Below are 22,161 nucleotides of genomic sequence, written 5' to 3'. Positions count from 1 at the left end.
GAGTAACAGGAAGTCCGAATAATATCATTGCACTGAGTATCTTGTTTGGAATATATCGTTTGATTTTCACTTTCTTTCCCTCGTTAAGATTTTTCTTTTTTCCGGTTTTAATAAAAAGTCGCAAAGCTTTGGGATCCCTCGAACAGAGATTACACCCGTGACACTCTGTAGGAATTTCACACGAAGGCTCAAGAGATACCCATACTCCTTTTGTTTGGGTTTTGAACACAACGCCTTCATCAAATTGATAGGTACCAAACATATATCAGATCACATACGGCTTTATATGGTGAATAACTTTGTTGTTGCCGATTACATACCGATCCACTGATGTGGAAAGACCACAGAGGATTTCATAGCCGATTGTGCCGCATTGGGCGGCAATTTCATCCGGAGAAATGAACTCTTTTCCCTGAGAGCCCATTACAACGGCTTCATCACCTTCACGAATACTCGTCGTACTTCCGCAATCGACCATGCAGTAATCCATTGTAACATTACCTGCTATTGTATATCGTTTTCCCTGCAATAATATTTCACCCCTGTTACTCAATAATCGGGGAACGCCATGGGCATAACCCACTGAAATTGTAGCGATGGTGGTTTCCTGTCCGGTTACATAATTACCACCATAACTAATTGCAATTCCCGCCGGGACCTTTTTCAATTTTACTACATGCCCTTTTAGTGTAACGACCGGCTTGAGTGATATATCGAATTTTTGAGTGGGGTCGGGGTTGCACCCATAGAGAATAATGCCCGGCCGGACAAGGGTACTTCTTTTTTCTGGAAACCGCAGTATGCCTGCGCTATTGGCTGTATGGATATATTCAGGCCTGATCCCTGCCTGTTCAAAGAGCGTGCAGGCATTCTCAAAGAGCCTCCTCTGAAATGCTACTGTATCGGTATGAGGAACATCCGCCGATGCAAAATGAGTATAGAGTCCTTCGATAATCAAAGAAGGGTGAGACTGTACGATTCGTATTACTTCATTAATTTCGGAAGGTAAAACACCAAGTCTTCCCATGCCTGTATCGATATTGCAGTGAAGGTAGACCGGAGATTGAGCGTCAATGAACTTCGGTAATGATCCGATATCGTTCAGAGAAAATCGTATGTCATTTTTAATTCCCCAAACGATTTCATCCAGGGTGCATTCTCCTAAAACAAGGATAGGGGAAAGGATGCCCTTGTCTCTTAGAAACCTGGCCTCCGTACACCGGGCTACTGCAAAATGTTTAATCCCATTCTGCTCCAGAAAGGCTGCAATTGGTGCTGAACCACATCCATAGGCAGAATCCTTAATAACAGGCATGCATTGTACGGTTGAGGGCAAGCGGGAGCGAATCTGCTCAAGATTGTGGAGCAAATTATCCAGCGAAAGCTCGATACAAGGTGTGGTAAAGGATGCTGCAAAGGGCATACGATTATTCATGATAGACATAATGGAGGAGAGTGAAAAAACTATTCTTCAATTTTCTTTCCTGTTATATTCCAGGCATCGTCTTCCCGGGTGCGAAAAAAACATGATACATATCCTTTATGACACGCTCCGCCTTCCTGATGAATTTTAAAAAGTAATGTATCGCCGTCGCAGTCAAGATGCGCACTCTGGACCGTCTGAAGATGTCCGGAGGTTTCTCCTTTGCGCCAGCGGGTCTGTCTACTACGGGAATAATAAACCATATTACCGGTATCCAGAGTCTCCTGGAGTGTTTCCTTATTCATATATGCCAACATGAGAACTTCATTACTTTTTGCATCCTGGGCTATTACCGGTACTAATCCCTGATCGTTAAATTTAACGTCGTCAACTGAACTCATGGTGAAACAATCCTTTCGAAAATGTGTGTGTGTGTGTTGTATATCCGTTTCTGTAATTGACATTATTCTCTGATTTGGCCGTTACCCTCTGCGATCCATTTATAGGTGACAAGATCTTCAACACCCATGGGACCACGGGCATGAAGTTTATCGGTGGAGATACCGATCTCACATCCCATACCATATTCACCACCGTCGGAAAAACGGGTGCTGGCGTTAACCATTACGGATGATGAATCGATCTGGGTGCGAAAGAGATCGATTTCCTTTTTCGATTCACTGACAATCGCATCTGTATGGTGAGATCCAAATGTATTGATATGATCGATTGCGCCCGCTACACCATCAACAATCTTTACGGCCAGTCGTAGATCGAGATATTCGGCTTCCCAGTCTGCTTTAGTCGCGGCCTTTATGCGGGGAGATAATTTTCGGCTTTCTTTATCACCACATAAAGTAACATTATTTTCAAGCAAGGCTTCAATAAGCGCATGTTTTTTCTTGTGTGAAAGCCCGGCATCCAGAAGCAGCGTTTCCATGGCATTGCATACACCGGGGCGTTGTACTTTTGCATTGACGGCGATGGGCATCGCCTTTTCCATATCGGCCCTTTTTGATATATAAACGTGACATACGCCTTTATAATGTTTAATCACCGGTATCCTTGAATTTTCCACAACGGTTTTAATAAGGGCTTCACCTCCCCGCGGGATAATCACATCGATATGGTCGTCTCTTTGCAGGAGTTCATTTACTGCTGCACGGTCGGTGATCGGAATAATTTGCACCGCCGCTTTTGGAAGTCCTGCTGTACGTAAAGCCTGTGAAAAAAGATCGGTAAGAATTCGATTGGAATGGATCGCCTCGGATCCTCCACGGAGAATAACGGCATTTTGCGATTTCAGGCAAATAGCAGCGGCATCAACCGTAACATTGGGACGTGATTCATAGATAATACCGACAACTCCAATAGGAACTTTCATTTTGTATATTTCCAATTTGTTGGGACGGACTCGACGGTCGAATTTTCGGCCAATTGGCGTCGACAGTTTCGATACTACCTTGAGTCCTTCCACCATAGAATTGATTACCTTATCCGACAGGGTGAGACGGTTTATCATCGCATCCGAAAGTCCTTTTTTCTTTGCAGCAGCCAGATCTTTCCTGTTTTCTTTTTGTATAACTGCTTTTTTTCGGATACACAGCGTGGCCATTGTGGTAAGAGCTTTATTTACTTTACGCTGGGAAGCCGATTGAAGCTGTAATGCGGCATCTTTTGCCTCTCCTGCTAATTTGTCAACTATTTTTTGGGGGGACTGTTTGGCCATAGACATCTTCCTTATCCATGAATAAAAAGTATGCAACAATTCTACTATTTTTATACAAAAATTAAACCGGCAATCGCCTGAGGTCCTCGGCTGATTGTGGATTATAACGATTCGGTTTAATGCGCAACCGGATAGAAAATAATATTAGTGCATATATTTTCAGGGTTAGATCATTGCATAAGGACCATATTATCCCGATGAATGACTTCATCAAAGGATTTCTGGCCTAATCGTGACGATATTTCCGAAGAATTGCGCCCACAAATCAGTTTGATTTCTTCAGATGAATAATTTGTCAGCCCCCGGGCGAGAAGGGTCCGCTTTTCATCGTGAATTTCCACTGTATCACCGCTTTTAAATGTCCCCGAAACATTTTTGATCCCTGCCGGTAGGAGGCTTTTACCTTTACGGGTAATTGCTGAACAGGCGCCTGTATCGATCCTGAGAGTCCCCCGGGATTTTCCGGCGAAGGCGATCCACCGTTGCCGGGATTTCATTTTTCTCTCTGAAGGCATAAAAAGCGTTCCTGCCTTTGCCTCGGAGAGGAGTGCCGATAGACGTCGGGAATAACCATTACCGATAAGGGCAGGGATTCCTGCCCGTGTGACCATCTCTGCCGCTCCCAGTTTCGTGGCCATGCCTCCGACACTTATCGTACTCTTTTTTTCCATAACCAGCTTCCGGATTTCAGGCGTTATGCGGGGAACGACCGGTATTTGGCGTGCATTACGGCAGGCATGGGGATTGCCCTCATATAAGCCGTCCACATCGGTGAGAATGATGTACATTCCTGCGTTGATACACATTGCAATTTGTGCGCCCAGTGTATCATTGTCGCCAAATCGTATTTCTTCGATTCCTACCGAATCATTTTCATTTACCACGGGTATCACCATACGGTTGAGCAGATGAAACAGCGTGTTACGCAGGTTCAAATATCGCGTTTTATCGCGGAGGTCATCCCAGGTAAGCAATACCTGTCCCGTTACAATGTGATATGGGGCAAACAAGGAGTCGTACATTTGCATAAGATGGTGCTGGCCAATGCTGGCACAGGCCTGTTGAAGAGGAATCTCTGTGGGGCGTTTTGAGAGGCCGAGGGCATGCATCCCGTGGGCGATTGCGCCTGAAGATATCAGAACAACGCTGACATTTTTTTTCTTTAATTCGACGATATCTTCCACAAGGGTGCGTATGCGTTTCACACTGGCCGCTTTAGTAGGAGACGACAATATACGGCTTCCGATTTTCACCGCAATAGTTGATTGCGGAGTGACAAGATCGTAAAACGTTTTCCTATCCATTTGGTTTAATCTCATTATATTGGGGAACAGAATCCGACGTTTTTACTGCAATTTCCCTATGAGTTCTTTCAATTCTTCGACCCGTCGGTTGAGATACCGGATTTCCTGAATCAGAGAATCCCGGATCGATTCGCATCGCATGAAAGCGGCGGACAAATCAGTTATTCTTTTTGATTCCCGTCGTCTTTTGTCTTCCAGTTTTCGTGCCTGGTAAGCCGTGCTGGAATACCCGGCTTCATATGACTGTACCGAATGAAGGATATTAATCCAGCAATTTACTTCTTCGATTTTTTTACCCTGAGGATAGAGGGTCTGGTATTTCGTAAACTCTCTGAGCGCGGCTTCCCAGTCTGCAAATGGATTGCCATAATAGATGTTCAGGTAACCCAGCTTATACTGGGCTCTTTCGGCTGCCTCGCTTTTGGGATTATCATTTCTGATTTTTGCATATTCCATCCTCGCATGGACATAATCTTCGGCTTTAAATAGAGAGTCGGCGTCAGCCAGCGCGCGCTCGCCGGTTGTCATGAATTGTCCGGCACAGTGCATCAGTATGCAAAGCGGCAGACTAATGAGAATAGTGTGGAATGATCTCCGCTTTTTGTGCACACTACGACTCACGAGAGGATTTGTCAAGATTAATCATTTGTTCGCCGCTCGAAGTATAATCTTCAACAACGGGGTTTTTTATTTCCCTGAGTTTGCGGGTTACCTGGGAGATTCTTTCGGTTTCCTCCAGGATGGTCCGTACACGGTCTCGCAGTTCGGGAGCTACGTCTCGCATGGACATCTCGAGAAATTGTGCATTTCCGGAAATAATCATGAGTGGATTATTAATTTCATGATTAACGGAGGCAACAACTTCTCCAATTGCCGCGAGGCGTTGGAATTTAACCAGTTCTTCCTGCGCCTTTTTCAGGTCCAGGGCCATATCAAAAAAGGCCGATGCCAGATCCCCGATTTCATCCTTTGGGTATCCGCTTGGATTAAAATAGAAATTGCCCTTGCCGATAAGGCTTGCAGATTCTTTGAGTTTACGAAGAGAATTGGTGATTGCCCGAGAGAAGATTAAGGCGAATAATACGGCGATTGCAGAAATTCCGACCAGCAAAATAAACGTCAATTGTTGAGCGTTTGTCAGACGGCTTTCAATGTCGTTAATACGATTGTTGGTTTGAGCATCGATAACAGTGTTAATCGTGTCGAGATAATGGGTAAAACTCGAATCAGCCTGATTGATAATTTTTCCGAGCATTACCTTTTTCCGGTTATTGCGAATACTGTTTGGTTGCTCGTAAAGTATCGTTAGTTCTTCGAAACCGTTAATGTATTGCCGATTTTGCTTTTGAATACCTTCAGAGACAACATTTCGCAGGTTTTTGATTTTTTCATTCGGAACACCTTCATCCGAGACCGCAGAATCCATCTTCTGCACTGTTTTCAGAGAGCCCTCAAGGGAATCAAGCACATTGGTTATTGTACTGCTTATGGATCTGAATTTATCGATAGACTGCTGATTTTCCAGGCTATTATATATTACCAGGCTCCGTTTCCGACTTCCATGCAGATTGGAAATGCGGAGAAAATCCTGCTGTGCGTTATCCTGCATCTTAAGAATATGAGCTATACTATTCAAGTCTGACAGCCGATATACGATAGCTACGTAGAAGACATTCAGAAGAACGATCGCCAGGAAACCAAGAAAGACCTTTGGAGCAATATTAATTCTCATAATTCTACTACAATATTATATCTTTCTTTAGAAATCATGTCCAACTGAAAAGTAAAACCTGTTTTCATTTTCGATATCCAGAGATTTTACCATGCTTTCATTGTGTATAAGCCGTCCCCAGGCAAACCGTACCGGACCTATGAGTGTCTCGAGTGCAAGGCCAATTCCGATTCCAAGAGGTGCCTTTTCAAAAAAATCATCCACAGCACTTGAAATGTGGTTGAATTCATATTTATTCCATGCATAGCCCCAATCGACCGTACTGAGGAGATAAAAATTTTCATTCACTCTGAAACGATAAGCGCCTTCAAGAAGAAAAACAATGTCTCCAGGCCAGCCTCGTGGCGGCAGACCATAAAAAGTGACATGATTAAAAATACCTATATCTCGATATTTTTCCTGTGGAAGTGCCCCGCCAAGAAATAGCCGCTCAACTAAAGGAAGCGAATCACTTGACCAGGTTACATGAAGTTTTGGAGAGAACGTGTGTTTGTCGGCAAGAGTGAAATGATAACACCCGCTTGCGTCTGTCTTTGTAAAACTCTCCGTTCCTCCTATAGCATCATACGCACCGCCAATATTAATATAGTGTTTCCCCCCTTTTTGGGGAAAGGGGGACTTGTCGATATTATCGACGGTGAATCGAACCATAATGTAACGGATGCCGTTTCTGAATGAACTCAGGGGATCTTCAAAGATACTTCTGTCCGACTGGTGAACCTTGAATTGTTCGATACGAATACCACCTTCAATCATAGCAAAGTTGCCCACATTTGCTCCAATTAGGCCGATAACGCCGGCTTTGCGCAGGGTCTGCTCCTGCAAATGGAATGTATCGAAAACTGTTGTATCCGAAATTTGTTCCACTGCTGTTTCACGGATTTTTTCTCTTGAAATATAAAGTTGTAATTTGACCATATTGGCCATTTTTCGAAGGAATGGGCGGTTCCCCGAAAGTTCAAAGGCGTATTTTTCTCTTCTCAGACCATACTGGAGATGGAGTGCTGCACAAATGCTTTCGCCAAAAAGGTTCTCGTATGCGGGCTGGATATAGGCTTCCCCCAGATGGAATTCATCAAAACGCAAAGCTGTTCGGACGCGAAGATATTTTTTTTCGATTACATACACATTCACTCTAAATGATGAATCCATTTCGATATTGATGTTCTTGAAAAGACTGGTCCCATACAATGACGAAATGCTTTTAGATATCAGCGATTCGGTCAGGATTGTCCCTTGTTTAAAGGCGAGAAGAGAGCGGATTAGCCTGGAAGAAGTTATGTCATTGCCTTCAATATTAATTTTTTTCACTCTGCCGGGATTAATTCTTATGTTTGTTCCCTGTTGAGTGGAACTCAGATCGGTTATTTTACAGAAGGGGTAATGCTTCTTTTTGCAGAATTCCACTAACGCATTTGTTAAAGAATCAAGCGGAGGTTCATTAGCAAATGTCGAACAGAAATGTACTGCAAAACTGTCTAAATCTGTAGCGAGGGGCTCGTCGATGCCCGTAAAGTTGATCGAACATGAAAGAGTGTTATCGGATGAATCGGAATGGGAATGGTTTTTTCTGTATCCCCGTTCAGCAAGAATTGATTGTATTTTCGGAATATGCTTTTTTCCGGCCCCGTATCCACGCTGAATAAGGGTGTCGGATTTTGAAAAGTCCATATTCAGCAGACCACCGAGTTCGGGAGTAATCACATAGTCGGCAAGTGCCAGCTGACGGTTTTTCTGTTTTTTTATTCCGATTGCTACAACTTGATCGGCCAGGCGAAGAGGATTCCGGAGATCGTCTTTTTTCCAGATCGGTGACGTTCCATTGATTGCAATTATGTAATCTGGATTTTCTTTTTTCGCCGGTTCAACCGGAATATTTGCCGTTATACCGCCATCAACAAGAAGCATTGTATCCAGGGTAACAGGTGAAAATGCCAACGGTATCCCGCATGATGCCCTGAGGGCCAGGGCAAGATTACCTTGAGAAAGAGATGCATATTCTCCTGTGATAATATCGGTGACCGTTATTCGGAGTGGAATAAACAAACTGTCAAAGTCCTTCTTTGCATGAAACTGGGGAGCCGAAAAAATGGGAGCGAAAAAATCATAGAATGACTGTCCGCTGGAAATGGAGGTAGGGAGAATCGGGGTTAAATCGTAGTCGAAGCGCAATTCGAGGTGGTAATTCAGGGGTTCGGTTTTCTGACTGACGAACAAAAAATTACGTTTTGCCGTATTTTTATAAAAATCATCCCATTCGATCTTCTCGCAGAATGAAGCGATACTGTCTGGTGAAAGGCCTACCGCATACAGAGAAGCAATAATGGCGCCCATGCTGTTTCCGACAACAATATCAGGGCGGAATCCAGCTTCTTCAAATGCCTTCAACACGCCGATCTGAGCGAGTCCTCTTGCACCTCCTCCGCTCAAAACCAATGCAACTTTAGGGTCAGATTCGGAAAATGCCATGGAACGCAGTAGAATCAGACAAAAAAGAACATGGAATATTGCCCTGAAAGAGATCGGACAAAAAAGATTTCTGAATGCATGCATTGCGGTTTGCCGCTTCCTCAACATAATAATATTTCGAAATAGCATTTAGTAATATTTATAAATTTAAGAATTCTATAGATTTTTGTTTAAAAGCAATTGTACACAGACGCACGAAAACTATTTTGGATTCGTCCGGTGCTCAAAAATAAATATGTCCATGCCGATTGTGAAGATATTTTCTGAAATATGGCTTTTAAACTATTTGATTTTGTCTTCATCTTCCTGTTATTACCGTCGCTATGCGCAGGGCTGTCTCTTATGGAAATCGAGAAATTACCTGCAAATGAACGGGAAGCGGAGTATTTATTAAGGGAAGGAGCGCTGGATTCGGCGTTCTGGAGGATAATTCAGCCATATTATAATCAACCTTTATCGGTCCCAACCGGCGAACTTCGCTATATCAATGACATTTTTCCGGATTTTCTCCGAAATCTCCCAATCAAAGCATCCTCACTGAGTTCCTATGAACCCTGGAACAGAAAGAATATCGACCGTTTTTTCAATGATTATCCCGAACTCAAGCCTTTGAATCCCATTTTATCATTTGCCTCCTCAGATGCGCCTCACTGGGCTGTTGTCGGAATTCATCTCTCACGGCATTCCCATTCGAATAATCCTTCAATCAGTACCAACTTTTCACTCTTTCCCGTTGAATTTCTCTCAGCCAGGGCAAAAGTGAGAATCGACAATGATTATGCTTTATGGCAACGACGATATATCACCAGTTCTATCGGGAAACTGGGGGATATCTCTCTGGGGAATTATAGCAGCAGCACCGCAGGTATTAACCTTTTCTATGGATACTTTCCTTCGGTATCTTCCGATTCTTTGCATCTCAAAGAAAACTGGCTGTATGGAGAATCGCGAACCTGGAACGGTGGGAAAGCAGCATTTCAATTTAGTGAAAATACGGAAGCTACAGCATTTGTTCACACCAGATTAAGCGAATCTGCCGCCGGTATGTTAATGGATGTTTCACCTCGAAAAAATATAAAAGCCTGCCTGGGATTTTCAGGGCTCGAGATAAAATCGAGCAGGAGCGAAGCTAAAGATACCATTTTTTACGTGCAAACCGGATCGCAGATAGACATTAAATGTTGGTCCATCGAAATCCAGACAGGCATGAACACCAGAAATCCCTTTGAGCTGCCACTCTGGGCAAGAGCCTGCAGGAAAAAGGGTGCTACATCCGGAAGCGTTTCCTTTATACGGATTCCCGGGAAGTTTACCGCGCCCCGGAGCCTTCTTAAAAATCGATTAATAAACAGGCTTGACCTGGAAAAGAGCCATTCGGAAACTGTTTACGAATGCCGCATGGATTTTATGCACAAAGTTAATGACTATATCAATTATTCACCCTCTTTTCTGTATGCCGGCTCGGGCACAAGGTATTCATTTGACGGCATTTTTATTTTCAAAGGGACGAAACCACTCGACTACAAACTTCGCTACCAATATCATCCGTCAATAATGGGCGGTGATGAGTATCATCGAATATCGTTTTCCTGTTTGCAGCCGGTCGGCCGAGGTTTACAACTGAAGCTTCGCGGGCGTTCTTCGATTAAACCCGGTTCATATGCCAACCGAAGTGCATGCTTTTCGATGTACTGGGATGCGTTGCCCTCTCTGATGCTGGAGCCCTATTGTACCTACTACGGCAATACCGACGGCGATAATGATTTTTATACCGGCCTGATCCAGGAGATCGATCTCTTCGAGAAAACCAATGGAGAACTGGAATTCGAATTACCCCTTACCAAAGTCCGGGAGATTTGTATCCATGCAAAAGCGAACTACTTTTTTTAAGCTTTTTATTGTTTGTTTTTTAATCCTTTCGCCGGGATGCAAAAATCCTTATCATTCCAGCGGGCATGACAGCACCTTTACTTTTGGTGTTCTCGATGTCGGTCAGGGTCTGGCCCAGATCGGCAGGATAAGAACTGAAGCCATTATCTGGGATTTTGGACCACAGGCAGGTATTTCGGGTTTTCTCGATGGATATCGGAAGCTCGGGAGTCCGGTAATACACAGTACCATACTTTCCCACAGCGATAACGACCACAGAGGAGGTCTTGCCCTGTTGCCCGATTCAATCAGTTATTCGGGGGTTGTTGTTGTTTCTCCCTATGAAGACACCGCATTGATCAGGGAGGAAGCGGGGCATTGGAAAAATGATATCGTTTTCAGGACCATTGTCCAGGGAGATACGATCGGAGGGCTCTCCGGTGTGTATATTGAATGCCTCTGGCCTCCTGCAACAATAGTCGAACCATATCCTTTTGAGGAAAGTCGGTTGAAAAATCGGTACAGCCTGTGCTTTATGGTTTCTCATGAAAACTGCCGTTCCATTATCACCTCGGATATCGATACGTTCGCAACAGCCAGACTCAGCCGAAACTATGGTTATGCTCTTGCCGCCGATATTATCGTTGTTCCTCATCACGGAAGCAACAGTGCGGTGGACCCGGTATTTTACGGATATGTCAATCCACAGCGAGCCCTCATATCCTGTGAAATACCGCCGAATAACTATGGCCATCCGTCACAAGAAACAATCGATCTGCTTTTCCAGATGGATGTTTCCGTTGTGGCAACCTATGATGAAGGGCATGTTGTCGGAAGAAGCAATGGTGAGTACTGGCAATGGGAAAACCCTGATTGATCTCATCGCTGCTGCATGGTGGCTGATCTTGACTAAAGATAGCAGCTAAAGGAGCGAATCTACAGGTTCAAAGGCTGTCATTATCTGGAAATGCCAACTGAAAAACCGTCGGAGCATCCTTATTTAATCGTAATCTGCAGTGAATCGAGCACGTCCTTGTTTTTCGGATTTCCGGAATTTTGCAAAATCCACAGGTATTCTTCATAGCCGCCTTTCAGGCCTGCGCGGACACAAATCTTGTCCTGGGCCTTTGCAAAATCTTCCTGATGTCTGATTCTTTCGGCCGCGTTTTCGGTTTTAAACGAATCCTGATAGTGGAAACTGAGTGAGTCGAGCAGGGGATTGCACTCCAGCCATTTTTCAAGCTGGGCTTTTGTTACCGTCGAATCAGCAGGTGGAGTAAACTCCTCATTTTGGAGTTCATTCGATACTGCAGCAGTCTGGATTTTCTTCTCTTTTTTCTGGCATCCCAGAGAAAAAAGCATAATTAATGCACAAAAAACAATAACGATTTTACGCACTTTTATTTCCTCCTTTGTTTCTTCCATTGCATTACTCTGCATCTAAAACTAAATTTTATATAAGGTATTGTCAATTCTTATACTCCGAAGGTCGGATATTTTCCTGCGTGAGTTAGCACTTACATGAGTCCAAAAAAATCTCTTGGCCAGCATTTCCTCACTTCACCCTCCTATGCAGAACGCATTGCAGAGGCTATTACTGCACAGCCCGACGAGCGGATTCTTGAAATCGGCCCCGGAAAGGGAGCGTTGAGCATTTACATAAAAGATAAATTCCGTGACTATCACCTTGTGGAGGTGGATACATCGGTGATTTCCTCGCTGAAAGAAAAGCTTGGTGAAGGTCCCTGGGTGGTGCATAATCGAAATATAATGGATTTCGACTATGCAGAGGCGGGATTTCCACTTCACGTAGCAGGCAATCTTCCTTACAATATTGCGGCCCATATTATTCACAAGACCCTTTTATACGGAAATGACATTCTTTCCTGCACATTTATGGTTCAGCGGGAGGTCGCCCAGCGGATTGCAGCCTCTCCCGGGACGAAAAAAAACGGATATTTGACGATATTCTGCCGCTTTTTCGGCTCTCCGCGTATTTTATTTACTGTGCCTCCAGGCGCTTTTTTCCCCCGTCCCGGGGTCGATTCAGCGGTTTTTCAGCTGATTCCCGACAAAAACCTGGAGAGCAAGTTACCCCGGGACCGGTGGAAAGCCTTTTTCGGATTCATCGACAAAGGATTCAGGTATCGACGAAAAAAGTTGCTCAATGTGCTTGCAAAGATAGATAATACAATTAGTTGGACAGAAATATTCGAAATGCTGAATATTGATCAAAATGTCCGGGCCGAAAATCTGGGAATTGAACTATGGATACTGCTTTACCGGGAATCGCAAAAGGCCGGGCATGAGAAATAGCCTCATTATCGTCACATTGTTGATAATTACCAGAGGTGCATTTGCACAGCCTCACATCTGGCCCGGTGAAATGACTGCACCCGGGCAGGAGGCTCCCACAGATTCATCGGGCTTGAAATTCGGCCTGGTGCAGGACCTCTATCAGCGAAACCTTTCCAGTACCAACGGTATGGAATGGCAGTTCAATGATTCATCAAACTATTTAGAGCAAAATGCCCGGTATGAAGCCTCCTATGATGATATCGTCGACTATAATAATGCTATCAATCATCATTTTGTCGATCTTTCGGGAAGTTATACCAGAAAAGCATGGCCCTTTGCTTTTAATTCCCTCGGATTGGAGTGGAATCCCACTATTGCGCTGAATAATACCCGGGATGCCGGTGATTTCCAGGGTACCATAGATATCGGACCTTTTGTGAGTATATCGCAATTCATTGTACCGATGAAACTCGGTGGGGGAATTGCCACCAAGGCCTGGAATACGGAATCGGAGGGCGATATTAAGGCAATCTCGGTTGATAATACTAATTTTGATCCTGGTTTTTTTCTTAAGGCTGAAGTCGGCAATGAACAGGAGCCGGCGTTCGGGCTTCCCCTCTACATGTCAGGCAAAGTCTTTGCCCGATCTATCGGAAAAACCGATCTTATCGGCGGTATTGCCTCGGCGCTGTTCTGCCATGCAATGCCCAGTAACGATTCCCTGTTCGCCTTTTTTGCCGATTCAGTTATCAATGGCGCCAATATACTTTTGGGCGAAGGTGCAAACGGAAAAACGCGGTTTGCCAGTTTGCCCGGAAGACTGGAGCATTCATATCAGATTAAAGCCGGGATTAAAGCAAAGGCGCGCGCACATATCATTCCGGGAATTATTTACGGATATAAAAGCTATTCGAAATCCTACTGGGATGAATCTTTGCTCACCGATGTGAAAAACCGGAAAAATATGTTTCAGATACTTGCCCATACCGACTCAACTTTTCTTTTCGAATACAAGGGAGGTATCGTTTTTGAATGGGAGAATGAAGACTGGTTATTTGACCGGGAGATAAATTCAGTTGATGAAGCCATAATTAATACCAACGATTATAAAGGCTACAGAGCTGATATGAGCCATATTCTTTCTAAAAATTTCCCCAATGGCATGGGAGTGGAATACGAATTTGGTATCAGCCGGTACTCGAAAACCTACAGCGACAGCGAGTATGTAAATAATGTTCTCTATAAAGGCGACAATGATTTCGATCAAATTAACCAGTACCATAATGGGCATGTCGTGGTATTGTCCCATGCGAAATGTTCTGTTGATGTCTTTGGTGGCGGATCCTCAAATCTGTCTCACTGGCTCAAAGCGAAACGCTCCGGTGCTAATGTAATGGATCGTTTCTATCGTGCCGGGATTCATGTCGGTTTTTACCCTTCAGATAAATTTTCATTTGATGAAACCTTTTTTGCGGTTGCCGAGAACAGCGAATACGAGCATCCCGAAGTTCACCGTACACCTTTCGATCCGCCGTCATACCAAAGAAAATTTCCTTCACGGTTCAAATTCAGATGGAATATTTCCGACAAAGCCCGCCTCAGTTTGAACTGGGATCTTATCATTGACGACAACGGTTACTGGGACGGCAAAGAATATTATGACAGCCTTCCCGAAAGTTTTGAAGAAAAATACCGGCGACAAAACAAGACACTTGAACAGAATATCGATATAATGCTTTCGTTATCACCTCTACAGCAGTTTTCGTTTGATATGGGCACCGAATTTGAAGATGTTTATTTGCAGGAGTGGGAGCCTGTTGCCGATAAATGGCTGGTTAATCCCCTTGGAAGAGGCTACCTTTTTGCACCCTATCTCAATGCAGGGGTTATTGGGAAAAAACATCGCTTTCAGTTGCAGAGCATGAACAAAATTCATTTTGATATCAATGAAGAAAAAGATTCCCAGACCGGTTCGCGGGATTTTTCTTTCGATTATTTTTTAGAACTCGGAATGCAGTTCAAAATGGTGCTGTGAGGATACTATGATCCAGATAAGAAATCCGCTGTCAAAGGGTATAATCGTTTGTGTCTGTTTACTGACAGCCTCCTGTGGAATATTCACTCCCCGTCAGGATGAAGAACCGTTGGGCCCGCTCAAACGGGATCCCCTGAATTTTAAGGCGATTCTCGACGGCACCGGTGATGAGTTCAATAAGGAAGATTTTGAAGAAATGCTTCATGAAAATTTTATATATCGTACACCGGTAGGGGAGACTTTCTATAAAACGCAAATGGTCATTCATATTGAAAAAATCATGAATAATTACGGTGATAATATCGGCGTGGAATGGAAAGAGGACCCGGATCATCAGGTTCGGCCTGTTTTCGATGAAAATGACAGCGTCATGGTCTATCGCAGGTACTCATTTTCAGTACAGAACCCGTCAACAGATTCCATCATATCCTTTTCCGGTAAGTCTGAGTTTACATTTGCTTTCTTTCAACAGAAGAACACCTGGACAATCCTTGAATGGTATGACATCCCCGATCAGCGAGAGAGCTTTTTCGATCCAAACAGTCCTTATTAAATAAAAACCTTCCTGGTTGACAAAAAATACCGATAAATTTACTATATTACTATAATGAGCACACACAAGCCTTGTGGGGCCTTTCTTATCAGACTGCGGATCCTTATTCTTGCTGCCGGAAGCTTTGCCGCATTGTTTCTTTCCTGCAATAACCCTTTTTTCCCGCCTCTGGGAACATCACGGGAAAGCGGTATTCGAAGAAATACCCCGGAGGGACTTCTGGACCAGTTGGAAAATGCCTATACAACTCAGCGTATCGCTCTGTTTGAAGATCTCTTCTCCGATTCCCTGGGATTCAAATACTATGTGCCCCATTCGGTCATCTCTTCGCTCGAAAAACTTGGGACCAGGGCAACGTACGCGATTATGGGTGAGGTTTTTACCTTTATCGACAGTGGTGATGCTTACGAATACATTACCTATACCGATGAAATCGCCATTCACCGTAATCTTTTCAGAAATGCCGATGAAATTATTTTCAGTCCCGGATTAACCATCGATTCGGTAGCCTATACTCTGAAACTTAAAGATGCCGATACCCTCTATTCACGGGATTCATCCGGTGCGATCGACTCATCTACCTTCGATATTATCGCAACCTACGATACGGTGCAGGCAGAGGTGCGTACCCTTGATGGAGCGAAAATCAGTGTCCATGCGGATGAATTGCGCGGTACCGTGGAATTCGATATCGGGGAGCAGGTTTTTGTCTTACAGCGGGACCCTTCGGACAACTCGCTCTGGGTTGTGGCAAAGTGGTTTGAATTACCCGAATTCTGAATTCCTATTCACGAAAGAAACGTATAAAAGCTTTTTCGGATATTTTTAAAATCGGAGACAAAACCTATAATCCAGTCCATGATTTTTTTCGTTTTTCCGGGAAGTACATTTTTTACACTTTCCAGAAGAACATAATCTTCCTGTTCAAACGTTCCCAGAACTAAAGAACAAACAATATAAACCATGCAGCCGGAAAGCAAAGAGAGTACAAAACCAAAAACTTCCGGATTTTGCAGAATAATGAGTTCCATGACTACACCCATAATGATTGTTGAGAAGAGAATTTTGAAAATCGAGGCGAAGGGGTATCGTAATTTCATTATTGAACAGGTATAGATCAAACCGCCCACAGTTCCAAGAACAGTAGTAATCGAATAAGCAATTGCAGCGCCCAGCGCTCCATAGGACCTGATGAGAAAAATGTCCAGCAGGATATTAACAACCGCTAAAACGGCCCCATATTTATAAATAAATGACTGCTTTTCGTAGCCGTAAAGGATCGCCGAGCCGGGTTTGCCCAGACTGGAGATTATGAGGCTGATAAGTATCAACTGAAGAGGCCGCTGAGCCCCGATAAATTCGTGTCCGTACAGATAATGGATTATATGATAGGCGAGAATGATCGCCCCCACTCCCATGGGAAAGGAGAGGAAGGCCAGATAGCGAGTGGTAACATAGAAAAGCCGTTTCATTTTAGTTCGGTCTCCGGAACCGAAGTAGGATGACATTGCCGGAAAGAGAACCCGCCAGAATGTTGCCGGCAAAACCGACATGAACCGGTGGGCGATATTGAAGCCAAGATTATAAAAACCGATCTGGGCTGCCGGGCAGAAACGGCCCAGAAAGAAATTTTCACTTTTATCCCAGACAATTTTGTCACAAAGGATTATTGCCAATACACTAGTGTTGTATTTACGGATACGGGCGCGCAATGTTCCATTGACCGGCTGTTTCCATCCTTTTCCGGCCCAAATACCCTCTTTGCGGAGCACGAGAGTGTAAAAAACGGTATTGATCACAGAAAAAACGAGCATAACGGCTAAAAGACCCTCTATCCCGTATCCAAACCACAGGACGGCAACTTTACTTGCCAGCGAAAAGGGCGAAATCAGGATGTTTGCATAGGTAAAATATTCGAACTTCTGAAGTCCTTCGATGGTGGCGGAAAAAATCGCCGTCATTACGCCGGGAATGAGACCGAGGAAAGCGAGAAAGAAATAAAAGGTTTCGTTGGGAGAAAAGAAATAATCGGCGATTGCCGATCTGAAAAAGAGAAGAATAATTGTTACTGCGCCCGTAATACCAAGTTCAATTTTAAGAATAGAAACTACGATCGGAGAAATATCGTCAATAGTTCCCTTGCCGTGATATTCCGCAATGAATTTCGTGAGTGCATGCATTAATCCCATACCCACCAGCCAGGAGATCGTACCTGAGAACCAGAGAACAAGGGTAAATATGCCGTAATTTGAGGGCCCCAGTTGACGGGCTACCCAAATTGAGACCCCCCAGGTAAGGGCGAGCATAAAAAAAGTATTGAACAGGGTATGCACCGTGTTTTTGATAAGACGGGAGCCTTGTTTGTTATTACCGTTGTTCATTGATTGTACTCTCTGCTGTATGCCTGTAAAGCTTCTCCGCTTCAGTGCAGATATTGTCAGGATTGCAAAGCTCGGAAATTCTGTTTCGAGCCTGGGTGCCCAGCTTTTGTCGTATATGATCGTTATTACAGAGGATTTGCAGCTTTTTTCTTAAATCTTCCGCATTCCCGGGCTCAAAGAGCAAGCCATTTTTCTCATCTTCGATGATTTCTTTATACCCGCCGCAACGGGATGCAATCACCGCGAGTCCCGAGGCCATGGCTTCCAGACAGGTGTAGGGAAAATTTTCCCAGATCGAAGGAAAGACTGCGATTGATGATGCTGCAAGATGCTGCTTTACGCCCGTGGCGTCGGTTCCCTTTACCCATGCAACTCGTTCCCTGAGATTATGGCTGTTGATCTGATTTTCTATAAGGACACCGTAATCAAAGCCGTCGGGAAGAACCCCGTATGGCCGTCCGATTAGCCGGAGCTGGGGAGCATCATTAATTTCGTTGCACAGGGAACCATAGGCATTGATAAGGGTATGAACCCCTTTCCGATGCTCGATTCTTCCGGTATAAATAATTCCCGTTCCGTCGGTGTTTTCAAAGGAATGAACAGTAATCGGGTTAGGATACACCCGTATATTTTTCAGTTTCCATTCTTTACTGAGTTTATTTGCCAGAGAGTGGGTAGGGGAACATATCCCGCGTGCATGCTTTGCAGAATGCTTTTCGATAAATGCGGAAACAATCCTGTCGAGAGGCCGGCTGACAATTCGATCGAGTTTCCGGGCCAGTTCCCAGGGGGTATGAAGTCTGACAATTGTTCCACTTACGTTATTCCGGGTAATATAGAAACCTTCTCCATTACATTCCGGGAACTCGACTATATCAAACCGGCAATCACTCTCACTCAGCTGCATAAAGGTTTTATAAACTTCATTCGCCCAGGCAAGACGGATCAGACTATCGGGGATATAACGGTAACAGAGCATCCTGAAGGGGTAGAAAGCTTTTCCCTGGGGAAGTGGATAGGTTCCAGGAGAAATCCGGTGTATGGTGACATTGCTGCATTTTTTTCTGGCAGGTACGCCGGACGCCGACCTGCAGATGACATGAACATTGTGTCCCCGGTCCGCTAAAGCTTCTGCCATGCATTGGGTATAGGTACCGATCCCTCCAAAGCCGGTCTCGGGTGGATACTCATTAGAGACGAAGAGGATGTTCATTAGCTCTAATTATGCCCCTATTTCTTTATAAAAATCAACAATTTGCGAGCCGATATGGGGAGGTAAATACAGGTTTTTACAATCCCGGCGGGCCTGTTGCCCCATTCGTATCGCACATTCGGGATCGTTCAGATACTCCCTGAAACAGCCGATCAGTGAATCCGTATCGGCAAGTGAAAAGAGAAGACCGTTTCGTTTATGCTCAATTATCTCGTTGATTCCTCCTGTATCAGAGGCGACAACCGGCATTCCGCAGGCCATGGCTTCCAGGAGAGAGTTTGGGGAATTGTCAAACAATGAGGGGATAAAGAAGATATCCGAATTGCTGAAAAGTACCGGCAACTGATTATGCTTGATCGGTCCGAGAAACCAGAGCCTTTTTCGCTGCTCTAAATCGACACTCCGTTCGATGCTGTCCTGATAATTATCACCCTCCTGTTTCCTGGGTTCCCCGGCAAAAGTGACATTGATGCGGTCATCGAGGGCAAGTATGCGGTCGATAGTTTTGACAATCAATTCGGCGCCTTTGCGGTACTCGATGCGTCCCGCAAAGAGCACATTGATAATCTCCATCCTGAACCGGTCTCTTTTTTGAATAGTGTCGAAAGGACAGGTGTCCACCGGATTTCTGATGACCGCGATTTTCGATTTCGGAATGTCAAACCAGACGGCGACCTTTTGTTGGAGCGCATTACTGCTTGTCCGATAGGCGACCCCGTTCTTTGCGGCTTTTTTTTCGAATGCATACCATTTCCGGTATGTAGCGGTGATTTTAGTTTTATTGAGCCTGTCGACCAGAATCCTGGGAGTCCTGAAATTGATTACCACTTTAAAGGGGAGCGGATGTTTCAATTCATATGCCAGACCGTTATATTCCGGAATATCGACAATGTCCAGGCGATTTTTTGCATTGATTGCATGAAGTTTTTTGTGAAGTCCCCTGGAGTATGCCTGCTCCCAGGCGATTTCCCCCGGCTTGAACCGGTCGATAATGCGGGTGAATCGTGGGTTCGGTTCAGGCTCAAATTCTACATATTCTATACCCGGAGAAAGATAATCCGGAATTGTACCGTTTTTAGCCAATACATATACCCGGTGCCCCAGTGCATGCAGGGCATTAGCGCAATTGTAGGTATAGGTTGCGGTCCCGCCATGATCAACACCGGAGAGGGTGGGGTATTCTGGGTTTACGAGTGCTATGTTCACTGATATGATAATTTAGATGGCATGCTTTCTATTATTTATATTAGTTTATAGTTTAATCGGGATTAATTGCAAGATTCATATTGAGTTATGAAAGGATTTTACCAATGGCCAGTGCTGTTCTTAATCAAAAACTGTTGAACGATAAAGATTTCTGGGAAAACAAGACCGTCCTTCTGCCCGCCTATGAACGTCAGACCGCCCCGATCAAATCTCTCTGCTTTTCCGCCGGCCGGATGGCCTACGGGCATACGGGAGACATATTGCAGGACCTGCTCAACAAGGTTCCCGAAAGCGGGGTCATGGTCGGCATAGAAACGTATGCCCAGCGTTATGTGAATGAGCTGGCATCCTGTGATTACCTGGTTACTCAGTTGATCTATGAAAATGAAAAGGACAAGGTAGTGCCGAAAATCCAGGGAAGTCTTCAGTCGGTACTCTATGTGGACAGCGATCGAAACGCTCTGGCCTGGAACCGCATGATAGACCTTGCGCGGAATCCGGAGGTCCAGTTTGCCACAATCAATGCGCCTGAAGGCGCCTATGGGATGGCGTATCATGAAGGCGATGAATTTGCTGAACCCCTGTCCAAAACGGTAAAAGAGGATATGGAGGCCGGAACGGTGCTCTCGGATGCCGCCAAGTGGACCGCCTTTGCCCTCGAACGGTTCAAGGCCGGACTGAATTTTGCCATGGTCAGCTGCACCAACTTTTCTGCAAACGGCTTTTATACAAAAGCGACACTCAAAACGGTCGGAAAGGCATGGGAATCCAAGGGGTTTGCTCCACAGGGGTTTGTGGATTATCTGAGTGATCCCAAACGGTTCGCCTTTCCCAACACCATGATCGATCGGATCGCCGTCCCCGCAGGCGAGCAGGCGCAGCAGATACTGGATAACCTCGGAATCATGTCGACAGTGGTTGTTACCGAAAAGGCGCGTTACTGGGCAATTGAAGATCTCTTTCCTGCGGGGAGACCCGATTTCGAGACAGTCGACGGCGTCTTTGTTGAATCCGATTATAACGATGTCAAAAAATATGAAGACATGAAACTGCGGATCCTCAACATGAGCCACTCGGTGATTGCCGGCCTCGGTGTTCTTCTCGGCTACCAGGGCCAATACGGTATCTACCGGGCCATGCAGGACAAGGATATACGGAAACTGATCGATACGATTATTTCTATTGTGCTGGAAACCGTCGATGCCCCCCGGAGCATGACGCCCGCCGACTTCGCAAAAGATACCATCGAACGGCTCAACAACCCCAATATCCCCGATGATCCCATGCGGATCGCGCTCAACGCCTCCACAAAAATGAAACCCCGGTTTATGGATACCTTCTTCGAAGGCGAGAAAAAGGGAATCCCCCAGGAAAAACTCGACTGTGTTCTGCTTCCCGTCGCAGGTTATATCAGATATGCCCTCGCCCTCGATGACCAGGGAAAGGAATATCAACTGGAAAACGATCCCATCAAAGACCTTATCCAATCATGCGGCGCACAGGCCCAACTCGGTGAACCATCATCGGTACACGCACTCAAAGAACTGATCGCCCATAAGAGCATGGGTAAAGACCTCTACACCCACGGCGAAACCGGTAAAAAAATCGAACAGATGGTGAAAGATATGCTCGAAGGACCGGGGGGGGTGCGGAAAAAGGTGCAGGAGGTGCTGGAAATGATTGGGTGAGGAAGTTGGTATGGAGGGGGGATTATTTTGGGGCTCGGTACTATGATGCGGATATAGGAAGATGGACTTCTGTTGACCCTGTGCAACAATACATGGATAGCTATTTGTATGGCGGCAATAGTCCAATAAATCGTATTGATCCAGATGGAATGCAGGACGCCATGTGGATGAAACGATTTTTCTATAATAGGCTTTGGACTCAAGCAAGAATCTATAAAGAGGAGGCACCTGCTGCTGCTGGTAAAGCTGCACTTATAACAG

General features: G+C 44.9%; 19 protein-coding genes. 8 read left to right on the top strand and 11 right to left on the bottom strand.

From position 1 onward, the window contains the following. Positions 1-265: 265 nt before the first annotated feature. The 7 genes from alr to GF401_16990 form a co-directional block, all read right to left on the bottom strand. The gene (alr, locus tag GF401_17020; protein MBD3346760.1) at positions 266-1,444 is read right to left on the bottom strand and encodes an alanine racemase; all 1,179 of its coding nucleotides are present in this window, start codon (positions 1,442-1,444) and stop codon (positions 266-268) included. A gap of 20 nt (positions 1,445-1,464) precedes the next feature. Then, positions 1,465-1,824: a phosphoribosyl-AMP cyclohydrolase gene (gene hisI, locus GF401_17015; protein ID MBD3346759.1), complete on the bottom strand. Its 360-nt coding sequence runs from the start codon at positions 1,822-1,824 to the stop codon at positions 1,465-1,467. A 62-nt stretch (positions 1,825-1,886) separates the two neighbouring features. Then, positions 1,887-3,152 carry a glutamate-5-semialdehyde dehydrogenase gene (locus GF401_17010; protein MBD3346758.1) on the bottom strand — a complete coding sequence of 422 codons (1,266 nt, stop codon included), beginning with the start codon at positions 3,150-3,152 and terminating at the stop codon, positions 1,887-1,889. A gap of 170 nt (positions 3,153-3,322) precedes the next feature. Next, a complete protein-coding gene (proB, locus tag GF401_17005; protein MBD3346757.1) occupies positions 3,323-4,471 on the bottom strand; it encodes a glutamate 5-kinase in 1,149 nt (382 codons plus the stop codon). A gap of 27 nt (positions 4,472-4,498) precedes the next feature. After that, positions 4,499-4,984, bottom strand: coding sequence for a hypothetical protein (locus GF401_17000; protein ID MBD3346756.1), 486 nt, complete (start codon positions 4,982-4,984; stop codon positions 4,499-4,501). A gap of 82 nt (positions 4,985-5,066) precedes the next feature. Further along, positions 5,067-6,188 carry a HAMP domain-containing protein gene (locus tag GF401_16995; protein ID MBD3346755.1) on the bottom strand — a complete coding sequence of 374 codons (1,122 nt, stop codon included), beginning with the start codon at positions 6,186-6,188 and terminating at the stop codon, positions 5,067-5,069. 27 nt (positions 6,189-6,215) lie between these two features. Then, positions 6,216-8,786, bottom strand: coding sequence for a BamA/TamA family outer membrane protein (locus tag GF401_16990; GenBank protein MBD3346754.1), 2,571 nt, complete (start codon positions 8,784-8,786; stop codon positions 6,216-6,218). A 213-nt stretch (positions 8,787-8,999) separates the two neighbouring features. Between GF401_16990 and GF401_16985 the strand changes: the two genes are divergently transcribed. Together GF401_16985 and GF401_16980 are read left to right on the top strand one after the other, a co-directional pair. Further along, positions 9,000-10,547 (top strand): hypothetical protein, encoded by a 1,548-nt coding sequence (locus GF401_16985; protein ID MBD3346753.1) that lies wholly within the window; start codon positions 9,000-9,002, stop codon positions 10,545-10,547. Beyond that, on the top strand, positions 10,522-11,403 hold the full coding sequence (locus GF401_16980) for a hypothetical protein (protein ID MBD3346752.1): 882 nt from the start codon (positions 10,522-10,524) through the stop codon (positions 11,401-11,403). The genes GF401_16985 and GF401_16980 overlap by 26 nt, the downstream gene beginning before the upstream one ends. A gap of 119 nt (positions 11,404-11,522) precedes the next feature. On the opposite strand, the gene GF401_16975 is transcribed toward GF401_16980, so the two are convergent. After that, a complete protein-coding gene (locus GF401_16975; protein MBD3346751.1) occupies positions 11,523-11,951 on the bottom strand; it encodes a hypothetical protein in 429 nt (142 codons plus the stop codon). Between the two features lie 96 nt (positions 11,952-12,047). Here GF401_16975 and rsmA point away from each other — a divergent pair, with 96 nt between their 5' ends. Genes rsmA through GF401_16955 form a run of 4 tightly spaced genes read left to right on the top strand, consistent with a single transcriptional unit; the run spans position 12,048 to position 16,192 of the window. Further along, positions 12,048-12,842: a ribosomal RNA small subunit methyltransferase A gene (gene rsmA, locus GF401_16970; protein ID MBD3346750.1), complete on the top strand. Its 795-nt coding sequence runs from the start codon at positions 12,048-12,050 to the stop codon at positions 12,840-12,842. After that, positions 12,832-14,859: a hypothetical protein gene (locus GF401_16965; protein ID MBD3346749.1), complete on the top strand. Its 2,028-nt coding sequence runs from the start codon at positions 12,832-12,834 to the stop codon at positions 14,857-14,859. Before rsmA ends, GF401_16965 begins: the two co-directional genes overlap by 11 nt. A gap of 7 nt (positions 14,860-14,866) precedes the next feature. After that, entirely contained in the window at positions 14,867-15,412 is a 546-nt protein-coding gene (locus tag GF401_16960) for a hypothetical protein (GenBank protein MBD3346748.1), read from the top strand. A gap of 54 nt (positions 15,413-15,466) precedes the next feature. Continuing rightward, positions 15,467-16,192 carry a hypothetical protein gene (locus tag GF401_16955; GenBank protein MBD3346747.1) on the top strand — a complete coding sequence of 242 codons (726 nt, stop codon included), beginning with the start codon at positions 15,467-15,469 and terminating at the stop codon, positions 16,190-16,192. 8 nt (positions 16,193-16,200) lie between these two features. On the opposite strand, the gene GF401_16950 is transcribed toward GF401_16955, so the two are convergent. From GF401_16950 to GF401_16940, 3 genes are read right to left on the bottom strand one after another with little or no spacing between them, the layout of a single operon-like run. Continuing rightward, positions 16,201-17,793 (bottom strand): oligosaccharide flippase family protein, encoded by a 1,593-nt coding sequence (locus GF401_16950; protein ID MBD3346746.1) that lies wholly within the window; start codon positions 17,791-17,793, stop codon positions 16,201-16,203. After that, entirely contained in the window at positions 17,780-19,006 is a 1,227-nt protein-coding gene (locus tag GF401_16945; protein MBD3346745.1) for a glycosyltransferase, read from the bottom strand. Before GF401_16945 ends, GF401_16950 begins: the two co-directional genes overlap by 14 nt. A 9-nt stretch (positions 19,007-19,015) precedes the next feature. Then, positions 19,016-20,212 carry a glycosyltransferase gene (locus GF401_16940; GenBank protein ID MBD3346744.1) on the bottom strand — a complete coding sequence of 399 codons (1,197 nt, stop codon included), beginning with the start codon at positions 20,210-20,212 and terminating at the stop codon, positions 19,016-19,018. Between the two features lie 104 nt (positions 20,213-20,316). Between GF401_16940 and GF401_16935 the strand changes: the two genes are divergently transcribed. Beyond that, on the top strand, positions 20,317-21,900 hold the full coding sequence (locus tag GF401_16935; GenBank protein MBD3346743.1) for a hypothetical protein: 1,584 nt from the start codon (positions 20,317-20,319) through the stop codon (positions 21,898-21,900). Further along, positions 21,897-22,161, top strand: a 265-nt coding sequence (locus GF401_16930; protein ID MBD3346742.1) for a hypothetical protein, incomplete at its 3' end; no start/stop codon positions are given. The genes GF401_16935 and GF401_16930, both read left to right, overlap by 4 nt.

This window comes from Chitinivibrionales bacterium, assembly GCA_014728215.1.
Classification (GTDB): domain Bacteria; phylum Fibrobacterota; class Chitinivibrionia; order Chitinivibrionales; family WJKA01; genus WJKA01.
The sequence above is the reverse complement of the archived record's forward strand: the minus strand, read 5'-3'. Positions and strand labels throughout refer to the sequence as shown.

Coding starts and splice junctions, on each gene's coding strand:
- GF401_16995 (MBD3346755.1), bottom strand. CDS start 6,188: ATGAGAATTAATATTGCTCCAAAGGTCTTTCTTGGTTTCCTGGCGATC.
- rsmA (MBD3346750.1), top strand. CDS start 12,048: ATGAGTCCAAAAAAATCTCTTGGCCAGCATTTCCTCACTTCACCCTCC.
- GF401_16935 (MBD3346743.1), top strand. CDS start 20,317: ATGGCCAGTGCTGTTCTTAATCAAAAACTGTTGAACGATAAAGATTTC.
- GF401_17000 (MBD3346756.1), bottom strand. CDS start 4,984: ATGACAACCGGCGAGCGCGCGCTGGCTGACGCCGACTCTCTATTTAAA.
- GF401_16965 (MBD3346749.1), top strand. CDS start 12,832: ATGAGAAATAGCCTCATTATCGTCACATTGTTGATAATTACCAGAGGT.
- GF401_16980 (MBD3346752.1), top strand. CDS start 10,522: ATGCAAAAGCGAACTACTTTTTTTAAGCTTTTTATTGTTTGTTTTTTA.
- proB (MBD3346757.1), bottom strand. CDS start 4,471: ATGAGATTAAACCAAATGGATAGGAAAACGTTTTACGATCTTGTCACT.
- GF401_16945 (MBD3346745.1), bottom strand. CDS start 19,006: ATGAACATCCTCTTCGTCTCTAATGAGTATCCACCCGAGACCGGCTTT.
- alr (MBD3346760.1), bottom strand. CDS start 1,444: ATGTCTATCATGAATAATCGTATGCCCTTTGCAGCATCCTTTACCACA.
- GF401_16990 (MBD3346754.1), bottom strand. CDS start 8,786: ATGCTATTTCGAAATATTATTATGTTGAGGAAGCGGCAAACCGCAATG.
- GF401_16985 (MBD3346753.1), top strand. CDS start 9,000: ATGGAAATCGAGAAATTACCTGCAAATGAACGGGAAGCGGAGTATTTA.
- GF401_16975 (MBD3346751.1), bottom strand. CDS start 11,951: ATGGAAGAAACAAAGGAGGAAATAAAAGTGCGTAAAATCGTTATTGTT.
- GF401_16950 (MBD3346746.1), bottom strand. CDS start 17,793: ATGAACAACGGTAATAACAAACAAGGCTCCCGTCTTATCAAAAACACG.
- GF401_16960 (MBD3346748.1), top strand. CDS start 14,867: ATGATCCAGATAAGAAATCCGCTGTCAAAGGGTATAATCGTTTGTGTC.
- GF401_16955 (MBD3346747.1), top strand. CDS start 15,467: ATGAGCACACACAAGCCTTGTGGGGCCTTTCTTATCAGACTGCGGATC.
- GF401_17010 (MBD3346758.1), bottom strand. CDS start 3,152: ATGGCCAAACAGTCCCCCCAAAAAATAGTTGACAAATTAGCAGGAGAG.
- hisI (MBD3346759.1), bottom strand. CDS start 1,824: ATGAGTTCAGTTGACGACGTTAAATTTAACGATCAGGGATTAGTACCG.